Source organism: Streptomyces vastus, from assembly GCF_039532825.1.
GTDB lineage: Bacteria > Actinomycetota > Actinomycetes > Streptomycetales > Streptomycetaceae > Streptomyces > Streptomyces vastus.
Genome location: NZ_BAAASJ010000072.1, coordinates 110,899 through 131,888 on the forward strand (window position 1 = coordinate 110,899; position 20,990 = coordinate 131,888).

Here is a 20,990-nt window from a genome sequence, read left to right on the forward strand (position 1 = left end):
GTTGGGCAGGGTTCGTAGGGGTTTGGGGTTCGCTGCCGGGTGCGGGTTCGTTGTGGTTGCTCGCGCCCACGCGGCGGAGCCGCAGATTGACACAGCCCCGCGCCCCTGGGTGGTTGGTGGGTGCGGGGCCGTGGGCCGGCGGGCAAGTTCAGGGTTCGTCGGGGTGCGGATTCTTCGGGAACCCAGTCAACCGCCAGGGGCGATTGCCCTGCCCAGGACCCGCGGCGCTTCCGCCAACGAAGGGCCGTACCAAGTGAGATGCCGGCCGCTGACCAATGCGCAGGGTCGGCCCTCGAAGGCCTCGGGGCCGTCCTCGGCCGTAAAACGGTACGGCTCGTCCGGAAGTACGACGTACTCCGCGGACCTCAACTCCTCGATGGGCACACGCGGATAGCGCTCCGTATGCGTCGCGTACACGTTGTCCACGCCCAGCCGCGCCAGTACGTCACCCGCGAAGGTGTCCCGGCCGAGTACCATCCACGGCCGTCGCCAGATCGGCACGACGGCACGGCGGCGACGTGACGGCACCGGCAGGTCCGCCCACATCGTCTCCGCCTCGTCGAGCCACCGTGGCCGGCCCCGAACCCCACAGGCCCCGAGTACCCGCTCCAGCTCCCGGAACGCCTGTGGCACCTCCCGCACCTCGGTCACCAGTACCTCGAGCCCCGCTTCCCGCAGGGCGGCCAGATCCGGCTCCCGGTTCTCTTCCTCGTTGGCGATCACCAGGTCGGGTGCGAGCCGCACGATCCGCTCGACGTCCGGGTTCTTCGTGCCCCCGATCCGTACGACATCGAGATCGACGGGATGGCTGCACCAGTCCGTCGCCCCGGCCAGCGCGCCCGGCGCCGAGGCGGCCACCGCCTCCGTGAGGGACGGAACCAGGGACACCACCCTCACCGCTGTGCGTCCTCCGCCGCCTCGATGTGGTCCGCGACCGCCACGACCAGTACGCGGGTGTCCGGCACGGTCGCCCGCCAGCGGTGCCGTACGCCACCAGTCATGTACAGCGTGTCGCCGCGGCCCAGCCGGTACGCGCGGCCTTCCGCCTCGACCTCGACGGCGCCGTCCGCGACGTACATCAACTCGTCGTTGCGGTGCTGGAATTCGCGGCCCGCGTCGTGGTCCCCGCTGAACTCCATGGCGTGCAGCTGGTGGTGACCGCGCACCAGGGGGCGCACGAGGGGCTCGTGGGTGAATTCGGAGTCGTCGGAGCGCACGACGTCGACGCTGCGCGCCGGGTCGGCGGCGGCGAGGAGTTCGACGCAGGTCGTGCCCAGGGCGTCGGCGACGCGCTGGAGGGAGCGCATGCTGGGCCGGGCCCGCTCGTTCTCGACCTGGCTCAGGAAGGGCACCGACAGTCCGCTGCGCTCGGCGACGACGGCGAGGGTGAGCTCCAGTGCCCGGCGCCGCCGCCGGACGGCCGCGCCCACCCGAAGGGCATCTTTGCTGTCGTCCATCGCTTCGGCTCCCTCCTGTGCGTCGTCGGTGCGGGGTCGGTGCGGGCGGCTCGGTGACGGCCCGGTCTTCGTACGTACGGGGTACTACATACGAGGGACGTACGAGCCAATGTCTCCCGATGTTTTGTTTGCACCCTACGCAGGTTCGGCAAACCGTTTCATGCGCCCATCACAACGCCGTTAACAAAGGGGCAGGCTCCGCCCCACGGAACCGCACGGTCCTCGCGGGCGAAGCCCACCCCTCGGTGGACTGACGCCGTACCGGCGCGCTGCTAGGGAGTCATCCGGCTCACCATGTCCGGGTGCTCCTTGAGCCAGGCTTCGACGGCCTCCTCCTCGTTGCCCTGGCCGCGGTCCTTGATCTCCGCCTCCAGGGTGCCGAGTTCCTCCTCGCTCATCTTGAAGTTCTTGATCCACTTCGTGAGCTGCGGGTACTGACCCGGGAACGCCTTGTTGGTGATCGTGCGGATCGTGTTCCCCTCGCCGAACAGCTTCTTCTCGTCCGACAGCTTGGTGAGCTCGTACTCGCTGTAGGCCCAGTGCGGGGACCACAGGACGGCGACGATCGGCTCCTTCTTGGCGTACGCGCGCTTCAGCTCGGCCAGCATCGCGGGCGTGGAGCCGTCGACGACCTCGTACTCCTTGTCCAGGCCGTAGCCGGGCAGGACGTCCTTCTTGAGCAGGTTCATCTCGCCGGTGCCCGGCTCGATGCCGATGATCTTGCCGCCGAAGGTGTCCGCCTTGCCCTTGAGGTCCGCGAGGGACTTGACGTCCTTCACGTACGAAGGCACGGCGAGCTCAAGCGAGGTCGGCTGGTACCAAGTGCCCAGGTCTCTCAGGTTGGCCTTGTTCTTCTCCCAGTAGTTGGACTGGGCGTACGGCAGCCAGGCGTCGAAGTTGACGTCGATGTCGCCGGTCGCCAGGCCCGTGTAGACAGGGCCGACGTCCATCTGCTTGAGGTTCAGCGTGTAGCCGCGGCGGGCCAGGACGTTCTTCCACAAGTAGGTGACGGCGACGTTCTCGTCCCAGGGGAAGAAGGCGACGTCCACCGGACGCTTCACCTCCGCCAGGTCTGCGCCCGTGGACTTCTCGACCGGGGCCAGCTTGTCGACGACACCGGGGTTCGACTTCAGCCAGGCCTTCACGGCCTGCGGCTGCTTGCCGTCGCCCGCCTTGTTGATCTCCGCCTCGAGGCTGGTGAGCTGCTTCTCGGTCATCTTGAAGTTCTTCAGCCACTGGCCGACGACCGGGTTGTCCTCGGCGAAGCCCTTGCGGGAGACCGTGTGGACGTCGTCGCCCTTGCCCCAGGCACCCTTCGGGTCCTCGAGCTTGGTCAGTTTGTAGTCGTTGTACGCCCAGTGCGGAGACCACAGCGTGACGACGATGGGCTCCTGCTTGGCGTACGCGCGCTTCAGCTCGGCCAGCATGGCGGGCGTGGAGCTGTCGACGACCTTGTACTCCTTGTCGAGGCCGTACTCCGCCAGGACCTTGTCCTTGAGCAGGCTCATCATGCCGGCGCTCGACTCGATGCCGGTGACCTTGCCGCCGAACTCCGAGGCCTTGCCCTTGAGGTCCTCCAGGGAGTCGATGCCCTTCATGTAGGAGGGCACGCTCAGCTCCAGGGACGTCGGTCCGTACCAGGAGCCCAGGTCCTCGAGCTGCTTGCCGTACTTCTTCCAGTACTGCTCGTGGGTGGTCGGCAGCCAGGCGTCCGTCTGGAAGTCGATGTCGCCGGCGGCGAGAGAGGTGTACATCGGGCCGGCCTCGAGCTGCTTCGTCTCGACCTCGTAGCCGCGCTCCTGAAGGATCTCCTTCCACAGGAAGGTGGAGGCGACGCCCTCGTCCCACGGGATGTAGCCGATGGTGATCTTCTTGCCCTGGCCGACGTTCGTCGAGTCGGCGGCGGTGGTCTCGGAGTTCGTACCGCCGAAGACGCCCATGCCGCCCGCGACCAGTGCGAGCACGACGACACCGATCACGGCCACGGCGGGCCGGGGACGGTAGGACCAGATGTTCAGGCCCTGCGCGGCGCGGAGCCTGGCGAGGGCGCGGCGGCCGAGCGGCGAGACCTGGGTGCCGAGCGAGCTGGTCATACGGTCCAGGTAGATCGCCAGGATGACGATGGCGACGCCGGCCTCGGAGCCCAGGCCCACGTTCAGCTGGCCGAGGGCCTCGTTCACGTCGCCGCCGAGTCCGCCGGCGCCGACCATGCCCGCGATGGCGGCCATGGACAGGCCCAGCATGATGACCTGGTTGACGCCGGCCATGACCGTGGGCAGCGCCAGCGGCAGCTGGATGCGCAGCAGGGTGTTCCCGGGGGTGGTGCCGAACGCGTCGGCGGCCTCGACCAGTTCCTTGTCGACCTGGCGGATGCCCAGTTCCGTCATGCGGACACCGGGTGCCAGCGCGAAGATCATGGTGGCCACGATGCCGGCGGGGGCGCCGGTGCCGAAGAACAGGATCGCCGGGATGAGGTAGATCATCGCGGGCAGCGTCTGCATGAAGTCGAGCACCGGCCGGACCGTGTTGCTCACCCGGTCGGAGCGCGCCGCCCAGATGCCCACGGGCACCGCGATGGCGAGGGCGATGATCGTCGCCACCAGGACGAGCGACAGGGTCACCATCGCGTCTTCCCACAGTTCGACGGAGTCGATGAAGGCGAACCCGAGGAAGGTGAAGACACCGGCGGACGTGCCGCGCAGCCAGAACGCGATCACCGCGAAGATGCCCGCGAGGAGGAGCGGCTCCGGGGCCTGGAGGACGGCGTTGATCCCGTCGTACGTGCCCTCGAAGATCGCCTTGAAGAAGTCGAAGAGCCACGCCATGTGCTCGAGCAGCCAGTCGACCGTGTCGTTGACCCAGTCGCCGAAGGGGATCCTAGGCATCGGCCTTCACCGCCTTGACAACCTTGTCGCGCGGTGCGTCGCAGGGCCTGGGCTCGCCCTGTTCGTCCCCGAGGAAGCCGATCAGGCGCTGCCGCGGTACGACTCCGACGAGTTTCTGCGCCTTGTCGAGTACCGCGACCGAGTGCGGTACGCGGGCGCTGATGGCGCAGAGGTCCACGAAGGAACTGTCGGGCCGCGCGGTCTCGCAGCCGCAGTCCGCCTCGTCGCCCCGTACGTCCGTGTCCATGACCGCGTCGGCCGTGAGCACCCGGGAGCGGTCGACGTCCTTGGTGAAGGAGGCCACGTAATCGTTTGCGGGGCGGATCAGGATGTCCTCGGCGGTACCGATCTGGACGATGCGGCCGTCGCGCATCACGGCGATTCGGTCGCCCAGGCGCATGGCCTCGTTGAGGTCGTGCGTGATGAAGACGATGGTCTTCTGGAGCTTCTTCTGGAGCTCGATCAGCTGGTCCTGCATGTCGCGGCGGATCAGCGGGTCGAGTGCGCTGAACGACTCGTCCATCAGGAGCAGGTCGGCGTCGGTGGCCAGTGCCCGGGCCAGGCCCACGCGCTGCTGCATACCGCCGGACAGCTCGTCCGGCCAGGACTTCTCCCAGCCGGCCAGACCGCACATCGCGAGGGCGTCGGTGGCGCGGGACTCGCGCTCGGCGCGCGGCACGCCCTGCACCTCCAGGCCGTACGCGGCGTTCTCGAGGACGCTGCGGTGCGGGAAGAGCGCGAAGTGCTGGAAGACCATGCTGATCTTCTTCGAGCGGACCTGGCGCAGCTCGTGGTCGCTCAGCGCGGTCAGGTCCTGGCCGTCGAAGAGCACCTGTCCCGCGGTGGGCTCCAGCAGTCCGTTGAGCATGCGCAGCAGCGTGGACTTGCCGGATCCGGACAGGCCCATGACCACGAAGGTCTGGCCCGGTTCGACCGTGAAGGACGCGTCGATCACCGCGGCGGTGGAGCCGTCGGCCCGCAGCGCCTCACGGTCACTTCCTTCACGGAGTTGCTCCACCGCTTTCTCGGGTCGTCTGCCGAACACCTTGTAAAGGTGCTCGGCTTGCAGCCTGGATGACACTTGTACCTCTCAGGTCGAACGAAGACGGCCCGCCTCCCCCGCCGACGGGCCGTGGAGCGACGCGGGGTCCGCCCGCACGTCCGGTCTCCGTTCACTCCCGATTTGTCAGGTGCAGTTGAAAACAGGACCGGCTTCACTCCAGATCCGCGCCTGCCCTCACTTGTCTGGACCAAACGCAAGAGTGCCCCAGTTCACAGGCTGTTTACGTTTAGCGAGTAGCGCCGTTCCGTTTCGCCGACTGCGCGCTCATGCGGGCGCCCCTGGGCCCATTGCTGCCAGGGGCGCCCGTTCGGCCGTGCTTGGGGATTCGGCCGTGCTCGGGGAAAGGAACCCCGGTCAGACGCAGGCGTGGACAAGGCCGCTCATCACCCGCACGTCGTCCCCCATCTCCGGATGCCACTGAACGCCCAACACCCATCCCGGACCCGAGAGTTCCAGCGCCTCCACCGTCCCGTCCGCCGCGTGGGCCGAAGCCGTGAGGCCGGAGCCGAGGTGGTCAACGGACTGGTGGTGGTAGGTGGGGACCGAGGTCTCCTCGGGCACCAGGGCGGCGTACAGGGAGCCGGGAACCGGCTTCACGGTGTGGTGGCCGAAGACGCCCACGACCTCGGCATGTCCCTCGATGTGCTGCACGAGCGTTCCCCCGAGGGCGACGTTCAGGAGCTGCATGCCCCGGCAGATCCCCAGCAGCGGAGTGCCGGAGGCCAATGCGGCGTCGATCAGGGCGAGTTCCCAGCTGTCCCGCTCACGGGCCTCGGGCCCCGTACGGGGCTCACGCTCGGCCCCGTACCGTGCCGGATCCACATCCGGCCCCCCCGCGATCACCAGCCCGTCGAGCCGGGCCACGACCGCCGCGGCGTGCGCGGGATCGTCGGGCGGCAGCATCGCGGCAAGCCCGCCGGCGTCCCGCACCAGCCGCGGATACCCGACGGGCAGCAGCGCCGCCTCCAGCTCCCACACGCCCCAGCGCGCGGACTCCAGATACGTACTGACTCCGATCAGCGGCCTGCCGCCCACCATGAACCCCTTTTCGTCGTCTCCTGGATCAGTTCCGCTCCAACTCTGCCTCGGCGGCCGCCAGCGCCGCGAATTCCTCCTCCGGTGCCTTCGCCACCAGGTGCTTGCGGCTGTAGAGGCCGAAGTAGGCGACCGCCACCACGTAGACCGCGAGCGCGATGACCGCCGCCGCCACGTCCACCAGGAACGTCGCCACCAGCGCGGAACATGCCAGCACCAGCGCCACCGAGGACGTCAGCACACCGCCCGGCGTACGGTACGGCCGCTCGAGGCCCGGCTCGCGGCGGCGCAGCACGATGTGCGAGAGCGACATCAACGCGTACGAGATGGTGGCGCCGAAGACCGCCACGTTCAGCATGCGCGCGCCGTTGCCCGTGGCCGCGGCCAGTGCGAAGCCGATCGCGCCCGGCACCAGCAGGCCCAGGTAGGGGGCCTTACGGCTGCTCGTCAGGGACAGGAAACGGGGCAGGTAGCCGGCCCGTGAGAGCGCGAAGAGCTGACGCGAGCCGGCGTAGATCAGGGAGAAGAACGACGCGATCAGGCCCGCGAGACCCGCGTAGTTGACGATCCGGCTCAGCGTGGTCGCCTCGCCGTCGGGCTGGAGCGCCTCGACGAGTGGGTTGCCCGCTCCTTGGATCGCGTTCGACCCGCGCGCCCCGGCGGCGGCGAAGAAGGTGAGCAGGGCCAGGAACACCAGGATGCCCATCGACCACCGGATCGCCTTCGGCAGCGTACGGGCCGGATCCTTGGTTTCTTCGGCCGCGAGCGGCACGCCCTCGACCCCCAGGAAGAACCACATGCCGAACGGGAAGGCGGCCCAGATGCCCAGCAGGCCCAGGGGAAGCCAGGAACTGGAGCCGAAGGCGCTCGCGTCCACCGGGATGTCGTCGAGGTTCGAGGCGTCGAAGTCGGGGAACGCGCCGACCGCGAACACCAGGAGCGCCAGCACCGCGATCCCGGTGACGACGAAGCTGAAGCGCAGCGCCTCACCGACGCCCCACAGGTGGATGCCGATGAAGATCACGAAGCAGGCCAGGTACACCGGCCAGCCGGAGGTGAGCCCGAACAGGCCCAGCGACTCGACGTAGTCGCCGATGAAGATGGAGATGGCGGCGGGCGCGAGGACGTACTCGATGAGGATCGCCGTGCCGGTCAGGAAGCCGCCCCAGGGTCCGAGCGCCCGGCGCGCGAAGCCGTAGCCGCCGCCCGCCGTCGGCAGGATGGAGGACAGCTCGGCGAGTGCGAAGACCATGCAGATGTACATCAGGCCCATGAGGACCATGGCGATCGCGAGGCCGCCGAAGCCCCCCTCGGCGAGCCCGAAGTTCCAGCCGGAATAGTCGCCGGAAACGACGTACGCGACACCGAGTCCGGTGAGCAGCAGCCAGCCGGCGCTGCCCCGGCGCAGGCTCCTGCGCTCCAGATAGTCGTCCGCCTCCGGGGCGGCGGGTGGCTTGGTGGAATCGATGGGCATGGGCGGACTCCCCAAAGGGCGGTGGACGCTCGGGTGAAAGGGGCCCCGAGGCACATGAGGGCCCCCGGCGGCGCGGCGAAGCGCAATGGAACGGATCCATACCTTTGCGGGACACGTGGCCAGAAAGCAAGAGGCGTGCGTTACGTGCCCGTTAATCGGGTCTCGCGTGGGAAGCCGCGGCACGTCACGTGAGGAAGCCGCGCAGCAGGGCGGCGGTTCCCGCGCAGTGCTCGCGCATCATCTCCCGCGCCCCGTCGGCGTCCCCGTCGAGCACGGCCTCCACCAGGGCGGTGTGCTGCTGCTGTGAGTGCTCCAGGTTCCGGACCAGCAGGGGAATGCAGTCCAGCAGGTCGTTCACGGTTGCCCGTACGGCCGCGTACTGGGCGGTCAGGGTCGGCGAACCGCACAGTTCGGCCAGCGTGAGGTGCAGCAGCGTATCCAGGCGGCGGTAGTCGGTGAGCGGAGCGTCGTGGGTGCGTGCGAGCGCGTCCCGCAGTCGTGCCGCCTGCTCCTCGTCCAGCCCGTGCTGGGCGCACAGGCCGGCCGCGCCCACCTCCAGGATTTCACGGAAGCGCAGGACGTCCTCGATGTCGGTCCCCTCGGTCCGGCGGCGCAGCTCGGCCTCGCCGGGCGCATCGGTCCTGGGCCGGACGAACGTGCCGCCGTACCGCCCGCGCCGCGACTCGACCAGCCCCTGGTCCTGGAGCACCTTCAGCACCTCGCGCAGCGTCACCCGGCTGATCCCGAGCCGGTCCGCCAACTCCCGCTCGGCGGGCAGCCGTTCACCACCGGACACCAGGCCGAGCCGTACCACCTGGAGGATCTGCTCCAGTGCCTCCTCGAAGCCGTTGCCCGCGCGGACCGGTCGCAGGACGGGTGCCAGCTGATCGCCCGGCCGCTCGTTCACGCCGTGCGCATCCGGCTGCGTCATATGGCCGTGCCCCCTTCCCAAACAATGGTTCTCAGCAATACCTTATGGCTCTCGGCTGACCGAAGGAGGCCTTTCCCGTGGCCCAGCGCACATCACCGCTCAGTGTGGAGGAGCTGCACGCTCTCGTCGCGAGCGGCGAGATCGACACTGTCGTCCTGGCCTTCCCGGACATGCAGGGGCGACTCCAGGGCAAGCGGTTCGCCGCGCGCTTCTTCCTGGACGAGGTCCTCCACCACGGCACGGAGGGCTGCAACTACCTCCTCGCGGTCGACACCGAAATGAACACCGTCGACGGCTACGACATGTCCTCCTGGGACACCGGCTACGGCGACTTCGCCATGCGTCCGGACCTCAGCACCCTCCGCAAGGTCCCCTGGAACGCCGGTACGGCGATGCTCATCGCCGACCTGGCCTGGAACAACGACGCGCCCGTCGTCGCCGCGCCCCGCCAGATCCTCCGCCGCCAGCTGGAGCGCCTCGCCGAGTACGGCTACACCGCGCAGGTCGGCACCGAGCTGGAGTTCATCGTCTTCAAGGACACGTACGAGCAGGCCTGGGACGCCAACTACCGGGGGCTGACCCCGGCGAACCAGTACAACATCGACTACTCGGTGCTGGGCACGGGCCGCATCGAGCCCCTGCTGCGGCGCATCCGCAACGAGATGCAGGCCGCCGGGCTGACCGTCGAGTCCGCCAAGGGCGAGTGCAATCCCGGGCAGCACGAGATCGCGTTCAAGTACGACGAGGCCCTGGTCACCTGTGATCAGCACGCCATCTACAAGACCGGCGCCAAGGAGATCGCCTCCCAGGAGGGCGTCTCGCTCACCTTCATGGCGAAGTACAACGAGCGCGAGGGCAACTCCTGTCACATCCACCTCTCGCTCGCCGACAAGGACGGCCGGAACGCCATGGCCGGGGACGGACCCGGCGGCATGTCCGACGTCATGCGGCACTTCCTCGCCGGACAGCTCGCCGCACTCAGGGACTTCTCCCTGCTGTACGCACCCAACATCAACTCGTACAAGAGATTCCAGCCCGGCTCCTTCGCACCGACCGCCGTCGCCTGGGGCTACGACAACCGCACCTGCTCCCTGCGCGTGGTCGGCCACGGCCGCTCGATGCGCTTCGAGAACCGGCTGCCCGGTGGCGACGTCAATCCGTACCTGGCCGTCGCGGGACTCGTCGCGGCCGGTCTGTACGGCATCGAGCAGAAACTGGAGCTGCCGGAGGCGTGCGCCGGGAACGCGTACACCGCCGAGTACGAGCACGTCCCCACCACCCTGCGCGAGGCCGCCGAGCTCTGGGAGACCAGTCCCCTGGCCAAGGCCGCCTTCGGGGACGAGGTCGTCGCCCACTACCGCAACATGGCGCGCGTCGAACTCCAGGCCTTCGACGCCGCAGTGACCGACTGGGAGCTGCGCCGCTCCTTCGAACGCATGTGAAAGGTCCGTCCGTGTCGTACGAGCATCAGCTCCGAGTCCTCAATCCGGCGACGGAGGAGGTCATCACCACCGTTGCGGCCGCCGGCGCCGAGGACGTCGACTCCGCCGTCGTACGAGCGGTGAAGGCACAGTCCCGGTGGGCCGCCCTGGCCCCCGGCGAACGGGCCCGGCTGCTGCGCCGCTTCGCCGTCGTCGTCGACGAACACCTCGAGGAACTGGCCCAGTTGGAGGTGCGGGAGGCCGGGCACACCATCGGCAACGCCCGCTGGGAAGCCGGCAACGTACGCGATCTGCTCGACTACGCAGCCGGGGGAGTGGAGCGGCTGACCGGGCGGCAGATCCCGGTGCCGGGCGGTCTCGACGTGACGATCCTCGAACCGGTCGGTGTCGTGGGCGTGATCGCGCCCTGGAACTTCCCGATGCCCATCGCCGCCTGGGGCACCGCTCCGGCACTCGCGGCCGGCAACGCCGTCATCCTCAAGCCCGCCGAGACGACACCCCTGACGGCGCTGCGGCTGGCCGAACTCGCCCTGGAGTCCGGGCTGCCGGAAGGGCTGTTCCAGGTGCTGCCGGGCGAAGGGCCCGTCGCGGGCAACGCACTCGTCGAGCACCCCGGCGTCGCGAAGATCGTGTTCACCGGGTCGACGACCGTGGGCAAACAGGTGCTGGCGAAAGGCTCGGCTCTCCTCAAGCCCGTCACCCTCGAACTCGGCGGCAAGAGCCCGAACATCGTCTTCGCCGACGCCGACATCGAAGCCGCCGCCGCGGCCGCCCCCATGTCCTTCCTCGACAACTCCGGCCAGGACTGCTGCGCCCGCACCCGCATCCTCGTCCAGCGCACGGCGTACGACCGCTTCCTCGAACTCCTCGCCCCCGCCGTCGAGTCCGTCCTCGTCGGCGACCCGGCCGACGAGAAGACCGCGATGGGCCCGCTGATCTCCAAGGCCCAGCTGGAGCGCGTACGTTCGTACGTCACCGACGATCTGCGAGGCATCCGCGGCACCGCCCCCGAAGGCCCCGGCTTCTGGTTCCCGCCCACCGTCCTGACCGGAATCGAGCCCCACGCGCGCGCGGCCGTCGAGGAGATCTTCGGACCGGTCGCCGTCGTGCTGCCCTTCGAGGACGAGGCCGACGCGATCCGGCTCGCCAACGCCACCGAGTACGGACTGTCCGGCTCCATCTGGACCCGCGACGTCGGCCGGGCGCTGCGCGTGTCCCAGGCCGTACGCGCCGGGAACCTGTCCGTCAACTCCCATGCCAGCGTCCGCTATTGGACCCCGTTCGGCGGCTACAAGCAGTCCGGACTCGGCCGGGAACTCGGCCCGGACGCGCTCACCGCTTTCACCGAGACCAAGAACGTCTTCATCAGCACGGAGGGCCCCGCACAGTGACCGACGAAACCATCTGCCGCCGCCTCGTCGGCCGCACCGCCGTCATCACCGGTGCCGGCAGCGGCATCGGCCTCGCCACCGCTCGCCGCCTCGCCTCCGAGGGCGCCCATGTCGTCTGCGGCGACGTGGACGAACAGCGCGGCAAGGGAGCCGCCGAAGAGGTGGGCGGGATCTTCGTGAAGGTCGACGTCACCGACGCCGAGCAGGTCGAGGCGCTGTTCCAGACGGCGTACGACACCTACGGCTCGGTCGACATCGCCTTCAACAACGCGGGCATCTCGCCGCCCGACGACGACTCCATCCTGGAGACGGGCCTCGAGGCATGGAAGCGGGTCCAGGAGGTCAACCTCACCTCCGTGTACCTGTGCTGCAAGGCGGCGATTCCCTACATGCGGCGCCAGGGCAAGGGTTCCATCATCAACACCGCGTCGTTCGTGGCCCGGATGGGCGCGGCGACCTCCCAGATCTCGTACACCGCCTCCAAGGGCGGCGTCCTCGCCATGTCCCGCGAACTGGGTGTGCAGTTCGCCCGCGAGGGCATCCGCGTCAACGCCCTGTGCCCCGGCCCGGTCAACACCCCGCTCCTCCAGGAGCTGTTCGCGAAGGACCCGGAGCGGGCCGCGCGCCGTCTCGTGCACATCCCGGTCGGGCGGTTCGCGGAGGCCGAGGAGATGGCCGCGGCGGTCGCCTTCCTCGCCAGCGACGACTCGTCCTTCGTGAACGCCACCGACTTCCTCGTGGACGGCGGCATTTCGGGCGCATATGTCACACCTCTGTAGACCGCCGTGTACTGACGGTTCAGGCGCGCTTACAGTGCCCGAATGAGCATGACGCCCTCGCCCGGCTGGTACCGCGACCCCTCGGCGCCGCATGTCGAACGCTGGTGGGATGGGACCAGGTGGACCGAGCACATGCGCGCCCCCGAGGTGCCCCAACAGCCCACGGCACAGCCCACGGCACAGCCCGGAGTGCAGCCAGGGATGCAGCCCGGGGTGCCCCAACAGCCCTTGGCGCAGCCCGGGTTCGCCCCCGCGCCCGGTGGCCCCGGCGGCGGCTCCGGCCGTGCGAAGGTCATCGCCCTGGTGGCCGCGGCAGCCGTCCTGGTCGCCGCCATCGTCACCGGAGCCGTCGTCCTGAACCGGGACGACGGCTCCGCAGAGGCGAACACCCCGGCGCCCGAATCCTCCGCGCCGGCGAGCGACCCGCCCTCGCCCACGCCCTCGGAATCCACCTCCGAACCGTCGGCCGACGACCCCTCCGTGGTCGTGGACGAGCTCAACGGCATCACCTTTCCGCTCCTCGACGGCTGGGTCAGACCCCAGTACGTCGCCGAGGACTACGTCGTGATGACCACGCCCGACACCTACACCTGCCCGGGCGACGACGGACTGTGCCGCCGCGGCAGGGTCATCTCGCGCACGGTGACCGCGAACGACGAGAAGTCCCCCGAGGCGCTCGCCAAGGCCGACATCTCGGAGGCGGCGGACCAGGCCTACGACGTCGACCGGCTCGACCGCCGCCCCTACGGCGGCATCACGTCCAAGAAGCTGGTCAAGCAGGGGCCGGTCGCGGTCGCGGGCCGCACCGGATACTTCGTGCGCTGGCAGGTCAAGACCGAGAAAGGGCCAGGGGGTTACGTCCAGTCGCTTGCGTTCCCGTCCAGCGTCGGGTCCGGGGCCCCGGTCATGGTGCGGTTCGTGTTCGACGCCGGTCAGGACGGGCCGCCGCTGACCGACATGGACGAGATCACCAAGGGGATCCGGCCGGTGGGGGACGCGGACACGGGCGGAGGGGTGGGCAGCAGCGTCGGTCCCACGCAGTAGCGCGTACGGCACATGGCGCATACGGCACATGGCGCATACGGCTACAGGAAGGTGTGGCCTTCCCCTCGATATGTCGGGACCGTCGCCGTGACCGTCTCGCCCTCCACGAGGTGCAGGACGTCGAACCGCTCGCACAGTTCACCTGCCTTGGCGTGCCGGAACCACACCTTGTCGCCGATCAGCAGATCGTCGGCGGGGGAGCCGAGCAGCGGTGTCTGTACCTCGCCGGCCCCCTCCTGGGGGTCGTACCGCAATCCCTCGGGGAGGTACGGCTCGGGCAACCGGTCGACTCCCGCCGCACCCGAGGCCGGGTAGCCGCCGCCGAGCACGGTCACGACGCCCAGGCCCGGCCTGCGGACGACGGGCTGGGCGAAGAGCGCGGCCGGACACCCGCTGAACGAGGTGTAGTTGTCGAAGAGGCGCGGGACGTAGAGCCCCGATCCGGCCGCGATCTCGGTGACGCAGTCCTCGGCGGCGGTGTGCTGGACGCTGCCCGTGCCGCCGCCGTTGACGAACTCCAGGTCCGGCGCCACGGCCCGTACCCCACGCACGACCTCGGCACGCCGCTGGGCCAGCTCCCTGCGGGCGGCGGCCTGCATCAGCCGGATGGCACGCGACCGCAGCGGCCGTCCGCGCAACGCGTCGCCGACACCGGCGATATGCCCCTCGTATGCCATGATCCCCACCAGCCGGAAGCCGGGCCGCCGGGCCACCGCGCGGGCCATCTCGGCGACCTGGGCGGGGGAGTGCAGCGGCGAACGGCGGGCGCCGACGCGCACCCGCCCGCCGAGCAGCTTGAGCGAGGTGTCCAACTCCAGGCATACGCGCACCACTTCGCGTCCGCCGTCCCGGGCGTCGTCGATCAGCTTCAGCTGGGCCGGGTCGTCGACCATGACGGTGACGGAGGCCGCGAGTTTGGGGTCGCTCGCCAGTTCCGCGTACGCCCTGCGGTCGGCGGACGGGTAGGCAAGCAGTACGTCCTCGAATCCTGAGCGGGCCAGCCACAGCGACTCGTCCAGCGTGAACGACATGATCCCGGCGAAGCCGTCCCGGGCCAGGACGCGTTCGAGAAGGGCACGGCAGCGTACGGATTTGCTCGCGACGCGTACGGGCTTGCCGGCCGCCCTTCGCATCAGGTCCTCGGCGTTGGCGTCGAAGGCCTCCAGGTCCACGATCGCGACGGGGGCGTCGAGGTCGGCGGTGGCCCGGTCGTAGCGGGCCCGGTCTGCGGCGCGGCCAGTCATGCCACGAAGACTGCCAGACGTGATTACCGCAGGGTAGGGGGACGTTCCGGGCAGATGCCGCGGGGCCGCGTACTGGTTCCCACTCGCACAGTGTCAGCCCGTAGAGTGACGCGCACGCAGGAAGGGAACGGTCCGGAGGAGTTCCTTTGGCGGGCCGGTTGCCCGAGCACGAGGAAACGGGGGGTGCATTGAGCACGGAAGCGCGTCGTACCCCCGTCCCCCCACGCCCGCCGACTCCGCCGGGCGGGGCGCCGAGCGCACCGGAGGACCAGCCCTCCGAGACCGCCCCTCAGGGCGCCGAAACGACGGGTCCGCTGCCGAGACGCGATCCCGACACCACGCTGCGAAGGACCGGCATCGCGGGTGCACTGTCCGGGACTGCCGGTGTGGGCGGATCGGCCCCGGCGCGAGGCTTCGACGTGGACGACCCCCGGGCCTTCGAGGGGGACGACGGTGGCGAGCCCCCACCGGTCGGACCACTCCGTTTCCCCGACCTCCGCCCCACGGGCGGCCACGCGCGCCCACCCGTGACCCCACCACCTCCGCCCGCCTCGGCCCGCTTCCCGGACACACCACCTCCGGCGACGGGGGCCCTGCCGCGCTTCGAGACCACGGGCATCGCGCCGCGCGCGACGACCGAGCGGCGCCCAGCCACACGAAGCGCCGACAGCTCGGCACCCGAGAGGCGCCCGGCTTCGAGGAACGCTGACGGTTCAGTCGTACCGCCGCGCGCGGCGGCTGAGCGGGGTCCGGCCGCGCGGAGCGCCGACGGCTCGGCACCCGAGGAGCGCCCGGCTTCGAGGAACGCCAACGGTCCGGCGACCGGGTCGCCCTCGGCTTCGGGGGGCGTTGAGGGTTCAGTTGTTCCGCCGCGTCCGGCCACGGAGCCGGGGGGAGCGGCTGAGCGGGGTCCGGCCGCGGGGAGCGTTGACGGTCCGGTGGCCGAGCTGCGCTCCACCACGAGCTACGCCGAGGGCTCCGTCGTGTTGCCGCGTCCGGCGGCTGAGCAGGGGACGGCTGCTGGGGGCAGCGAGCGCTCGGGCGTCCCGTCGGATGCGTGGGGTCCGGCCGCGCGGAGCGCCGACGGCTCGGCACCCGAGGGACGCCCGGCTTCGAGTAGCGCCGAGGGGTCAGTGGTACCGCCGCGTCCGGCTACCGAGCCGCGTGCGGTGGACGAGTGGCGTCCGGCCGCGCGGAGCACCGATGGCCCGGAGGCCGGGCCGCGCTCGGCCACGAGCCGCGCCGACGGCTCACTCGTGCCGCCGCGTCAGGCCACCGAGCCCAGGACGACTGCGGGGGACCGTGGGCCCCAAGATGCCCCGCCGCGCCCCACGGCCGAGCCGCGTTCGGCCGCCGACCGCTCACCCGTCCCCCCGCCCCCCGCCACCGAGCCGAAGGCCAAAGCCGCCCCCCAGCGGGAGCCCCTCCACTTTCCCCAGCGGCCCTTCGCGCCGCCGAGGCCGAGTGCCTCGGCGCCGCCGGTCGTCCCGCCCCCGCGTGCGCACGCGCCGGAGGAAACCTTCAGCGAGACCACGCGACGGCTCCGGCCCATTCCCGCCGACCCGCCCGTCGAGCCCCCGGCGAACCCGGACCCGGCGCCGGCCGGCGTTCCCGCCGGGCGCCCCTTCATCTCGCTGGCGCCCCCGGACACATACGACGACGACACCGCGCGGCTGCGGCCCGTGGGGCCCCGGATTCGGCCCCGGGTCGCGGCTGCGGCGGCCTGCGTCGTGCTGGGGCTCGGGCTCATCGGCGGTGCGGTGACCGGGAGTTGGCTGACCGGCGACAGCGGAGGGGACGCAACGTCGCGGGACGCGTTCACGGCGGCCGGGGATCTCTGGCACAGCGTCCCCGTGGACGAGCTCTTTCCGCCGACCGTGGAGGGAGAGGGTGCGGGGCCCGGCGGAGCCGACCGTACCTGGACCCGTATCGCCGTCGCCCCGGACAGCGGCTGCGCGGACGCCTTCGACCCGCTCCTGCGCAAGGCCCTCGCCCCGGCCGGCTGCCTGCGCCTCCTTCGCGCGACGTACACGGATGCGACCCGTAGTCATGTCACCACCGTCGGGCTGCTGTTCACCAAGGCGGACTCCGCGGCCATGGCCGCGCTGAGCAGCCAGTTCGAGGACGAAGGGCTCGATGGGCGGCGTGACCTGATGCCACGCCCGTACGCCGCGAAGGGCACCGTCGCAGCCGGCTTCGGTGACGACCAGCGCGCGTCCTGGACGGTGTCGGTGCTGACCGACGCCCCCGTGGTCGTCTACGCCGTCTCCGGCTTCGCCGACGGCCGCGCCGTCACCGAGCCGCAGTCCGCCGAGGACGCCATGAAGACCGACGCCACCACACCGCCCGCCCAGGCGGGCCTCGGCCACGACGCACAAGGCCTCGCCGACCGCATCGAGCGCGGCCTCCGCAAAACCGTCAACTCGGCCACGGAGAAGCCGTCATGACCCGCAAGACCATATGCACGGGAGGTGCCCGCAGGACCGGAGTCCTCGCCACCCTCCTCGCCGCCTCGCTCGCGCTCATCCCGCCCACCACCGCCCACGCCGACGGGATACGCGCCCAGCAGTGGCCTCTGGAAGCGATGCGCGCCAAGGAGGCCTGGCAGACGACCAAGGGCGAGGGCATCACCGTCGCCGTCCTCGACACGGGCGTCGACGCCCAGCACCCGGACCTCGCCGGCAACGTCCTCACCGGCAAGGACATGGTCGGCTTCGGCGCCGACCGGGGCGACCGCGCCTGGGCCCGCCACGGCACCGCGATGGCCGGCATCATCGCCGGCCACGGACACGGCCCCGGCAACGCCGACGGAGTCATGGGCATCGCCCCCGAGGCCAAGATCCTCCCCGTCCGCGTCATCCTCGAAGACGGCGACTCGGCCCGCGGCAAGGCCCGCAACACCCGCGGCAACGCCCTCGCCGAAGGCATCCGCTGGGCCGCCGACCACGGCGCCGACGTCATCAACCTCTCCCTGGGCGACGACTCCAAGTCAGCCCACCCCGAGGCCACCGAGGACGCCGCCGTGCAGTACGCCCTGAAGAAGGGTGCCGTCGTCGTCGCCTCGGCCGGCAACGGTGGCGAGAAGGGCGACCACATCTCGTACCCGGCCGCCTATCCGGGCGTCATCGCCGTCACCGCCGTCGACCGCTACGGCACCCGCGCCTCGTTCTCCACCCGCCGCTGGTACGCCACCGTCAGCGCACCCGGCGTCGACGTCGTCATCGCCGACCCGGACCGCAAATACTACGAGGGCTGGGGCACCAGTGCCGCCTCGGCCTTCGTCTCCGGCGCCGTCGCCCTCGTCCGCGCCGCCCACCCGAACCTGGTCCCGGCGCAGATCAAGGAGCTCCTGGAGGACACGGCCCGCAACGCCCCCAGCGGCGGCCGGGACGACTCCCGCGGCTTCGGCTTCGTCGACCCCGCGGCCGCCATCAAGCAGGGCGGCAAGCTCAGGCCGGCAGGGCTGCGCTCGGCCGCGTACGGCGAAAAGTACTTCGGCTCGGGCCCGGACACGGCGGACGACGACTCCTCGAACGGCTGGGCGGGGCCCATCGCGGGCGGCCTCGGCGGCGTACTCCTGATCGGAGCGGTCGTGCTCTGGCGCGGTCGCCGCGAACCACACCAAACGCCTGCCGGCGACCCCGACTACTAGACGTCCGCATCCCGCAGCGACGACACCGCTGCCCTCGCCGCAGCCTCCACCAGCGAAATCCCCTTCGCCTTCGTGGAGTTGCCCTGCGACAGCGCCGCGACGAGATACACGTGCCCGTCCACGGTCACCCGCCCGATGCTGTTGATGACCCACAGCCCGGTCTGACTGCGCGGCAACCACCCGTTTTTCAGGGCGAATTGGGACCCGGCGGACCGGGCGGACCCGTCAGCCGCGTCTTCGGCTTGTTCGGATCCGACGGCCGACACTCCCCAGTCCTGGCCGAGCGCGATGTCCGCCATGAGCCCCCGCAGATACGACCGCGACGCCTCACTCAACTCCGACTCGTCCCCGAACACCTGCTCAAGCAGGGTGAGTTGATCGACCGCAGTGGTCTGCGTCAGCCCCCACAACGCCCCGTTCCCGCCCTCGGTACCGCCGAGCCCGAACCGTTCGTTCGCCGCCGCCAGACCCCCCGCCCGCCCGATCGCGTCCCACAGCTCGCTCGCCGACACATTGTCGCTGCTCTTGATCATCGCGGTGGCGTACGACTTCTCCGACGCCGTCAACTCCCGCCCCGCATCCTGCGCCTGGAGCAACAGCGCCGCCAGGATGTCGACCTTGACGATGCTCGCGGTGTCGAACGACTCCTCCCCGTACACCGCGCTCTGCCCGGACTCCGGATCAAGCACCGCCACCGACACCCGTGCGCCGTCCTCCACGGCCACGGACTCCATCGCCTCGGCGAGCAGCACGTCCCGGTCCACCGCGGGAACCGCAGGAGTCGGGCTCGCGGTCGCCGCCACGGATTCCACTGTCGCCTCCGGGCTCTGAGACACGTCCGCTGCCTGCGCGCCCGCGGTGGGCGCTGCCGAGGACGATACGAGACCTGTGCCGCCGCGCGCCTGCGCCTTCACGTTCGTGGTCCCGGAAGCCGTGACGCCGACGAGCACGACGGAGGCCACCGCGGTGTAGAGGAGAGGCCCGCACCAGGACGGGCGGGCGCCGGGCCGACGAGCTCTCTGCGGGTCCATCCCGTGATGCTGGGGCCCGGCGCTGTGTCTACGGTTAGCCGCACGTCAGAAACGTGTAAGCGTTCGCTGAGAAAACCCGGAACCACGTGAACACCATGTTTCCGGGGCCGCGAGAAGCATGCGAGCGAGACCCGCATAGAGTCGGTGACCGTGGCGAACAAGAACATTCCCGACTCCGGCTTCTCCGACGACGACGGCTCCGCCGACCCCCGGCTGAGCGCCGCGCTCGCGGCCTGGGCCGAGGACCGGTCCGCACACGCACCGGTCCTGGAGGCGCTCAAGGGCGCTCGGCTCCTCGTACCCGTCGTGGCCGTCCTCGGGGAGACGGAGGAGGGCGATCAGGAGGGGCGCGAAGCTCCCAAGAAGGGCGGTGGTGGGAGACGGGAGGGCGGGTTGCGCCGCGAGAAGACCAGCGACATGGCCGTCCCCACGCTGAAGGCCGGCACCCGGACCGCCCTGCCCGCCTTCACGTCCACCGAGTCTCTCGCCCGCTGGGACCCGGCGGCCCGCCCTGTCGCCGTACCCCTGCGCCAGGCCCTGCAGGCCGCCGCCCACGAGAAGGCCGACACGATCGTGCTCGACCTCGCAGGACCCGTGCCGTACGAGCTCACCGGCCCCGCCCTGCTCGCCCTCGCCGAGGGCCGCACCAGCACGGACCCGCTCACCGACCCCGCCGTGACCGACGCCGTACGCGCCGCCGTCGCCGCCGAGCCCGCCGTGCTCCGCGCCCACCTCGGCCCGGGCCAGGCCGACGGCACCCTCGCCCTCGTACTGGACCCCTCCGCCACCCCCGCCGAGACCGCCCGCTCGGTCGCCCGCCGCCTGGCAGCCGACGACACACTGAGGGCCCGCCTGGTGCACGGCCTCGACCTGGCACTCCTGCCGACCGAGGCGACACCACCGGGCGAGCCCCTTTACGTACGGACCTGAAGCCTCGTACGACGCTCGTACCGTCTTCGGTACGTCTCCGGAGTCGGCCTCAGCCGAAGACCGGACCCGTGTACTTCTCGCCCGGCCCCTGGCCCGGCTCGTCCGGGACGGACGACGCCTCGCGGAACGCCAGCTGGAGCGACTTCAGGCCGTCGCGCAGCGGTGCCGCGTGGAAGGAGCTGATCTCGGTCGCGCTCGCGTCCAGCAGCCCGGCCAGCGCGTGCACCAGCTTGCGCGCCTCGTCCAGGTCCTTGTGCTTCTCGCCCTCCTCCGTCAGACCGAGCTTCACGGCGGCGGCGCTCATCAGGTTGACGGCGACCGTAACGATCACCTCGACCGCCGGGACCTCGGCGATGTCGCGGGTCATGGCGTCGAAGTCGGGGGTCTCAGGAGGGGTGTCACTCATGCCCCACACGATAGGGCCAGGTGCGTGCCCACTTGACAGCAGGAGGCACCGGAGACCTGGTTAGCGCACGCCTTCAGGAGCTGCTAACCTTGTGTAACGACCGGTCGGGCATGCCAAGACACATGTCAGCGTGTTCGACCCGCAAGTGGAGGCTCCGATCTCCCACCTGGCTGTCCTTCGGGACGGCGGGTCACCCGGTCAGGCGGCCACCATCGTTCCGTACGGA

The 20,990-nt window shown here is 70.6% G+C and carries 17 protein-coding genes; 7 read left to right on the plus strand and 10 right to left on the minus strand.

Annotation, left to right across the window (positions count from 1 at the left end; genetic code table 11):
* Positions 1-186 precede the first annotated feature (186 nt).
* The 7 genes from ABD357_RS26750 to ABD357_RS26780 all read right to left on the minus strand — a co-directional run bounded on the left by ABD357_RS26750 (position 187) and on the right by ABD357_RS26780 (position 8,845).
* On the minus strand, positions 187-897 hold the full coding sequence (locus tag ABD357_RS26750; protein WP_344393530.1) for a helical backbone metal receptor: 711 nt from the start codon (positions 895-897) through the stop codon (positions 187-189).
* A complete protein-coding gene (locus ABD357_RS26755; protein WP_344393531.1) occupies positions 894-1,457 on the minus strand; it encodes a helix-turn-helix domain-containing protein in 564 nt (187 codons plus the stop codon). Before ABD357_RS26755 ends, ABD357_RS26750 begins: the two co-directional genes overlap by 4 nt.
* A 272-nt stretch (positions 1,458-1,729) precedes the next feature.
* Positions 1,730-4,342: an ABC transporter permease/substrate binding protein gene (locus ABD357_RS26760; RefSeq protein ID WP_344393533.1), complete on the minus strand. Its 2,613-nt coding sequence runs from the start codon at positions 4,340-4,342 to the stop codon at positions 1,730-1,732.
* Positions 4,335-5,423 (minus strand): quaternary amine ABC transporter ATP-binding protein, encoded by a 1,089-nt coding sequence (locus ABD357_RS26765; protein WP_344393534.1) that lies wholly within the window; start codon positions 5,421-5,423, stop codon positions 4,335-4,337. Before ABD357_RS26765 ends, ABD357_RS26760 begins: the two co-directional genes overlap by 8 nt.
* Before the next feature lie 336 nt (positions 5,424-5,759).
* Positions 5,760-6,443 (minus strand): gamma-glutamyl-gamma-aminobutyrate hydrolase family protein, encoded by a 684-nt coding sequence (locus ABD357_RS26770; RefSeq protein ID WP_344393535.1) that lies wholly within the window; start codon positions 6,441-6,443, stop codon positions 5,760-5,762.
* Between the two features lie 25 nt (positions 6,444-6,468).
* Positions 6,469-7,914, minus strand: coding sequence for an ethanolamine permease (eat, locus tag ABD357_RS26775; RefSeq protein ID WP_344393536.1), 1,446 nt, complete (start codon positions 7,912-7,914; stop codon positions 6,469-6,471).
* A 184-nt stretch (positions 7,915-8,098) separates the two neighbouring features.
* The gene (locus tag ABD357_RS26780; RefSeq protein ID WP_344393537.1) at positions 8,099-8,845 is read right to left on the minus strand and encodes a FadR/GntR family transcriptional regulator; all 747 of its coding nucleotides are present in this window, start codon (positions 8,843-8,845) and stop codon (positions 8,099-8,101) included.
* Between the two features lie 77 nt (positions 8,846-8,922).
* Between ABD357_RS26780 and ABD357_RS26785 the strand changes: the two genes are divergently transcribed.
* From ABD357_RS26785 to ABD357_RS26800, 4 genes are read left to right on the plus strand one after another with little or no spacing between them, the layout of a single operon-like run.
* On the plus strand, positions 8,923-10,287 hold the full coding sequence (locus tag ABD357_RS26785) for a glutamine synthetase family protein (protein ID WP_344393538.1): 1,365 nt from the start codon (positions 8,923-8,925) through the stop codon (positions 10,285-10,287).
* An 11-nt stretch (positions 10,288-10,298) separates the two neighbouring features.
* The gene (locus ABD357_RS26790) at positions 10,299-11,678 is read left to right on the plus strand and encodes an aldehyde dehydrogenase family protein (protein WP_344393539.1); all 1,380 of its coding nucleotides are present in this window, start codon (positions 10,299-10,301) and stop codon (positions 11,676-11,678) included.
* A complete protein-coding gene (locus tag ABD357_RS26795; protein ID WP_344393540.1) occupies positions 11,675-12,457 on the plus strand; it encodes a 3-oxoacyl-ACP reductase in 783 nt (260 codons plus the stop codon). The genes ABD357_RS26790 and ABD357_RS26795 overlap by 4 nt, the downstream gene beginning before the upstream one ends.
* Before the next feature lie 48 nt (positions 12,458-12,505).
* Positions 12,506-13,501, plus strand: coding sequence for a DUF2510 domain-containing protein (locus ABD357_RS26800; protein WP_344393654.1), 996 nt, complete (start codon positions 12,506-12,508; stop codon positions 13,499-13,501).
* A gap of 41 nt (positions 13,502-13,542) precedes the next feature.
* On the opposite strand, the gene ABD357_RS26805 is transcribed toward ABD357_RS26800, so the two are convergent.
* Positions 13,543-14,745, minus strand: coding sequence for an amino acid deaminase/aldolase (locus ABD357_RS26805; protein WP_344393541.1), 1,203 nt, complete (start codon positions 14,743-14,745; stop codon positions 13,543-13,545).
* Positions 14,746-15,683: 938 nt separating this feature from the next.
* Here ABD357_RS26805 and ABD357_RS26810 point away from each other — a divergent pair.
* Complete coding sequence (locus tag ABD357_RS26810; RefSeq protein WP_344393542.1) at positions 15,684-17,192, plus strand: hypothetical protein; 1,509 nt, start codon at positions 15,684-15,686, stop codon at positions 17,190-17,192.
* Complete coding sequence (mycP, locus tag ABD357_RS26815; RefSeq protein ID WP_344393544.1) at positions 17,189-18,397, plus strand: type VII secretion-associated serine protease mycosin; 1,209 nt, start codon at positions 17,189-17,191, stop codon at positions 18,395-18,397. Before ABD357_RS26810 ends, mycP begins: the two co-directional genes overlap by 4 nt.
* Here mycP and ABD357_RS26820 read toward each other — a convergent pair.
* Complete coding sequence (locus tag ABD357_RS26820) at positions 18,394-19,428, minus strand: serine hydrolase (protein ID WP_344393545.1); 1,035 nt, start codon at positions 19,426-19,428, stop codon at positions 18,394-18,396. The two genes, mycP and ABD357_RS26820, sit on opposite strands and share 4 nt — an antisense overlap.
* A 150-nt stretch (positions 19,429-19,578) precedes the next feature.
* Between ABD357_RS26820 and ABD357_RS26825 the strand changes: the two genes are divergently transcribed.
* Positions 19,579-20,358, plus strand: coding sequence for an SseB family protein (locus ABD357_RS26825; RefSeq protein WP_344393546.1), 780 nt, complete (start codon positions 19,579-19,581; stop codon positions 20,356-20,358).
* Between the two features lie 49 nt (positions 20,359-20,407).
* Here ABD357_RS26825 and ABD357_RS26830 read toward each other — a convergent pair whose 3' ends face one another.
* Entirely contained in the window at positions 20,408-20,764 is a 357-nt protein-coding gene (locus ABD357_RS26830) for a DUF1844 domain-containing protein (protein ID WP_165345819.1), read from the minus strand.
* Positions 20,765-20,990: the final 226 nt, after the last annotated feature.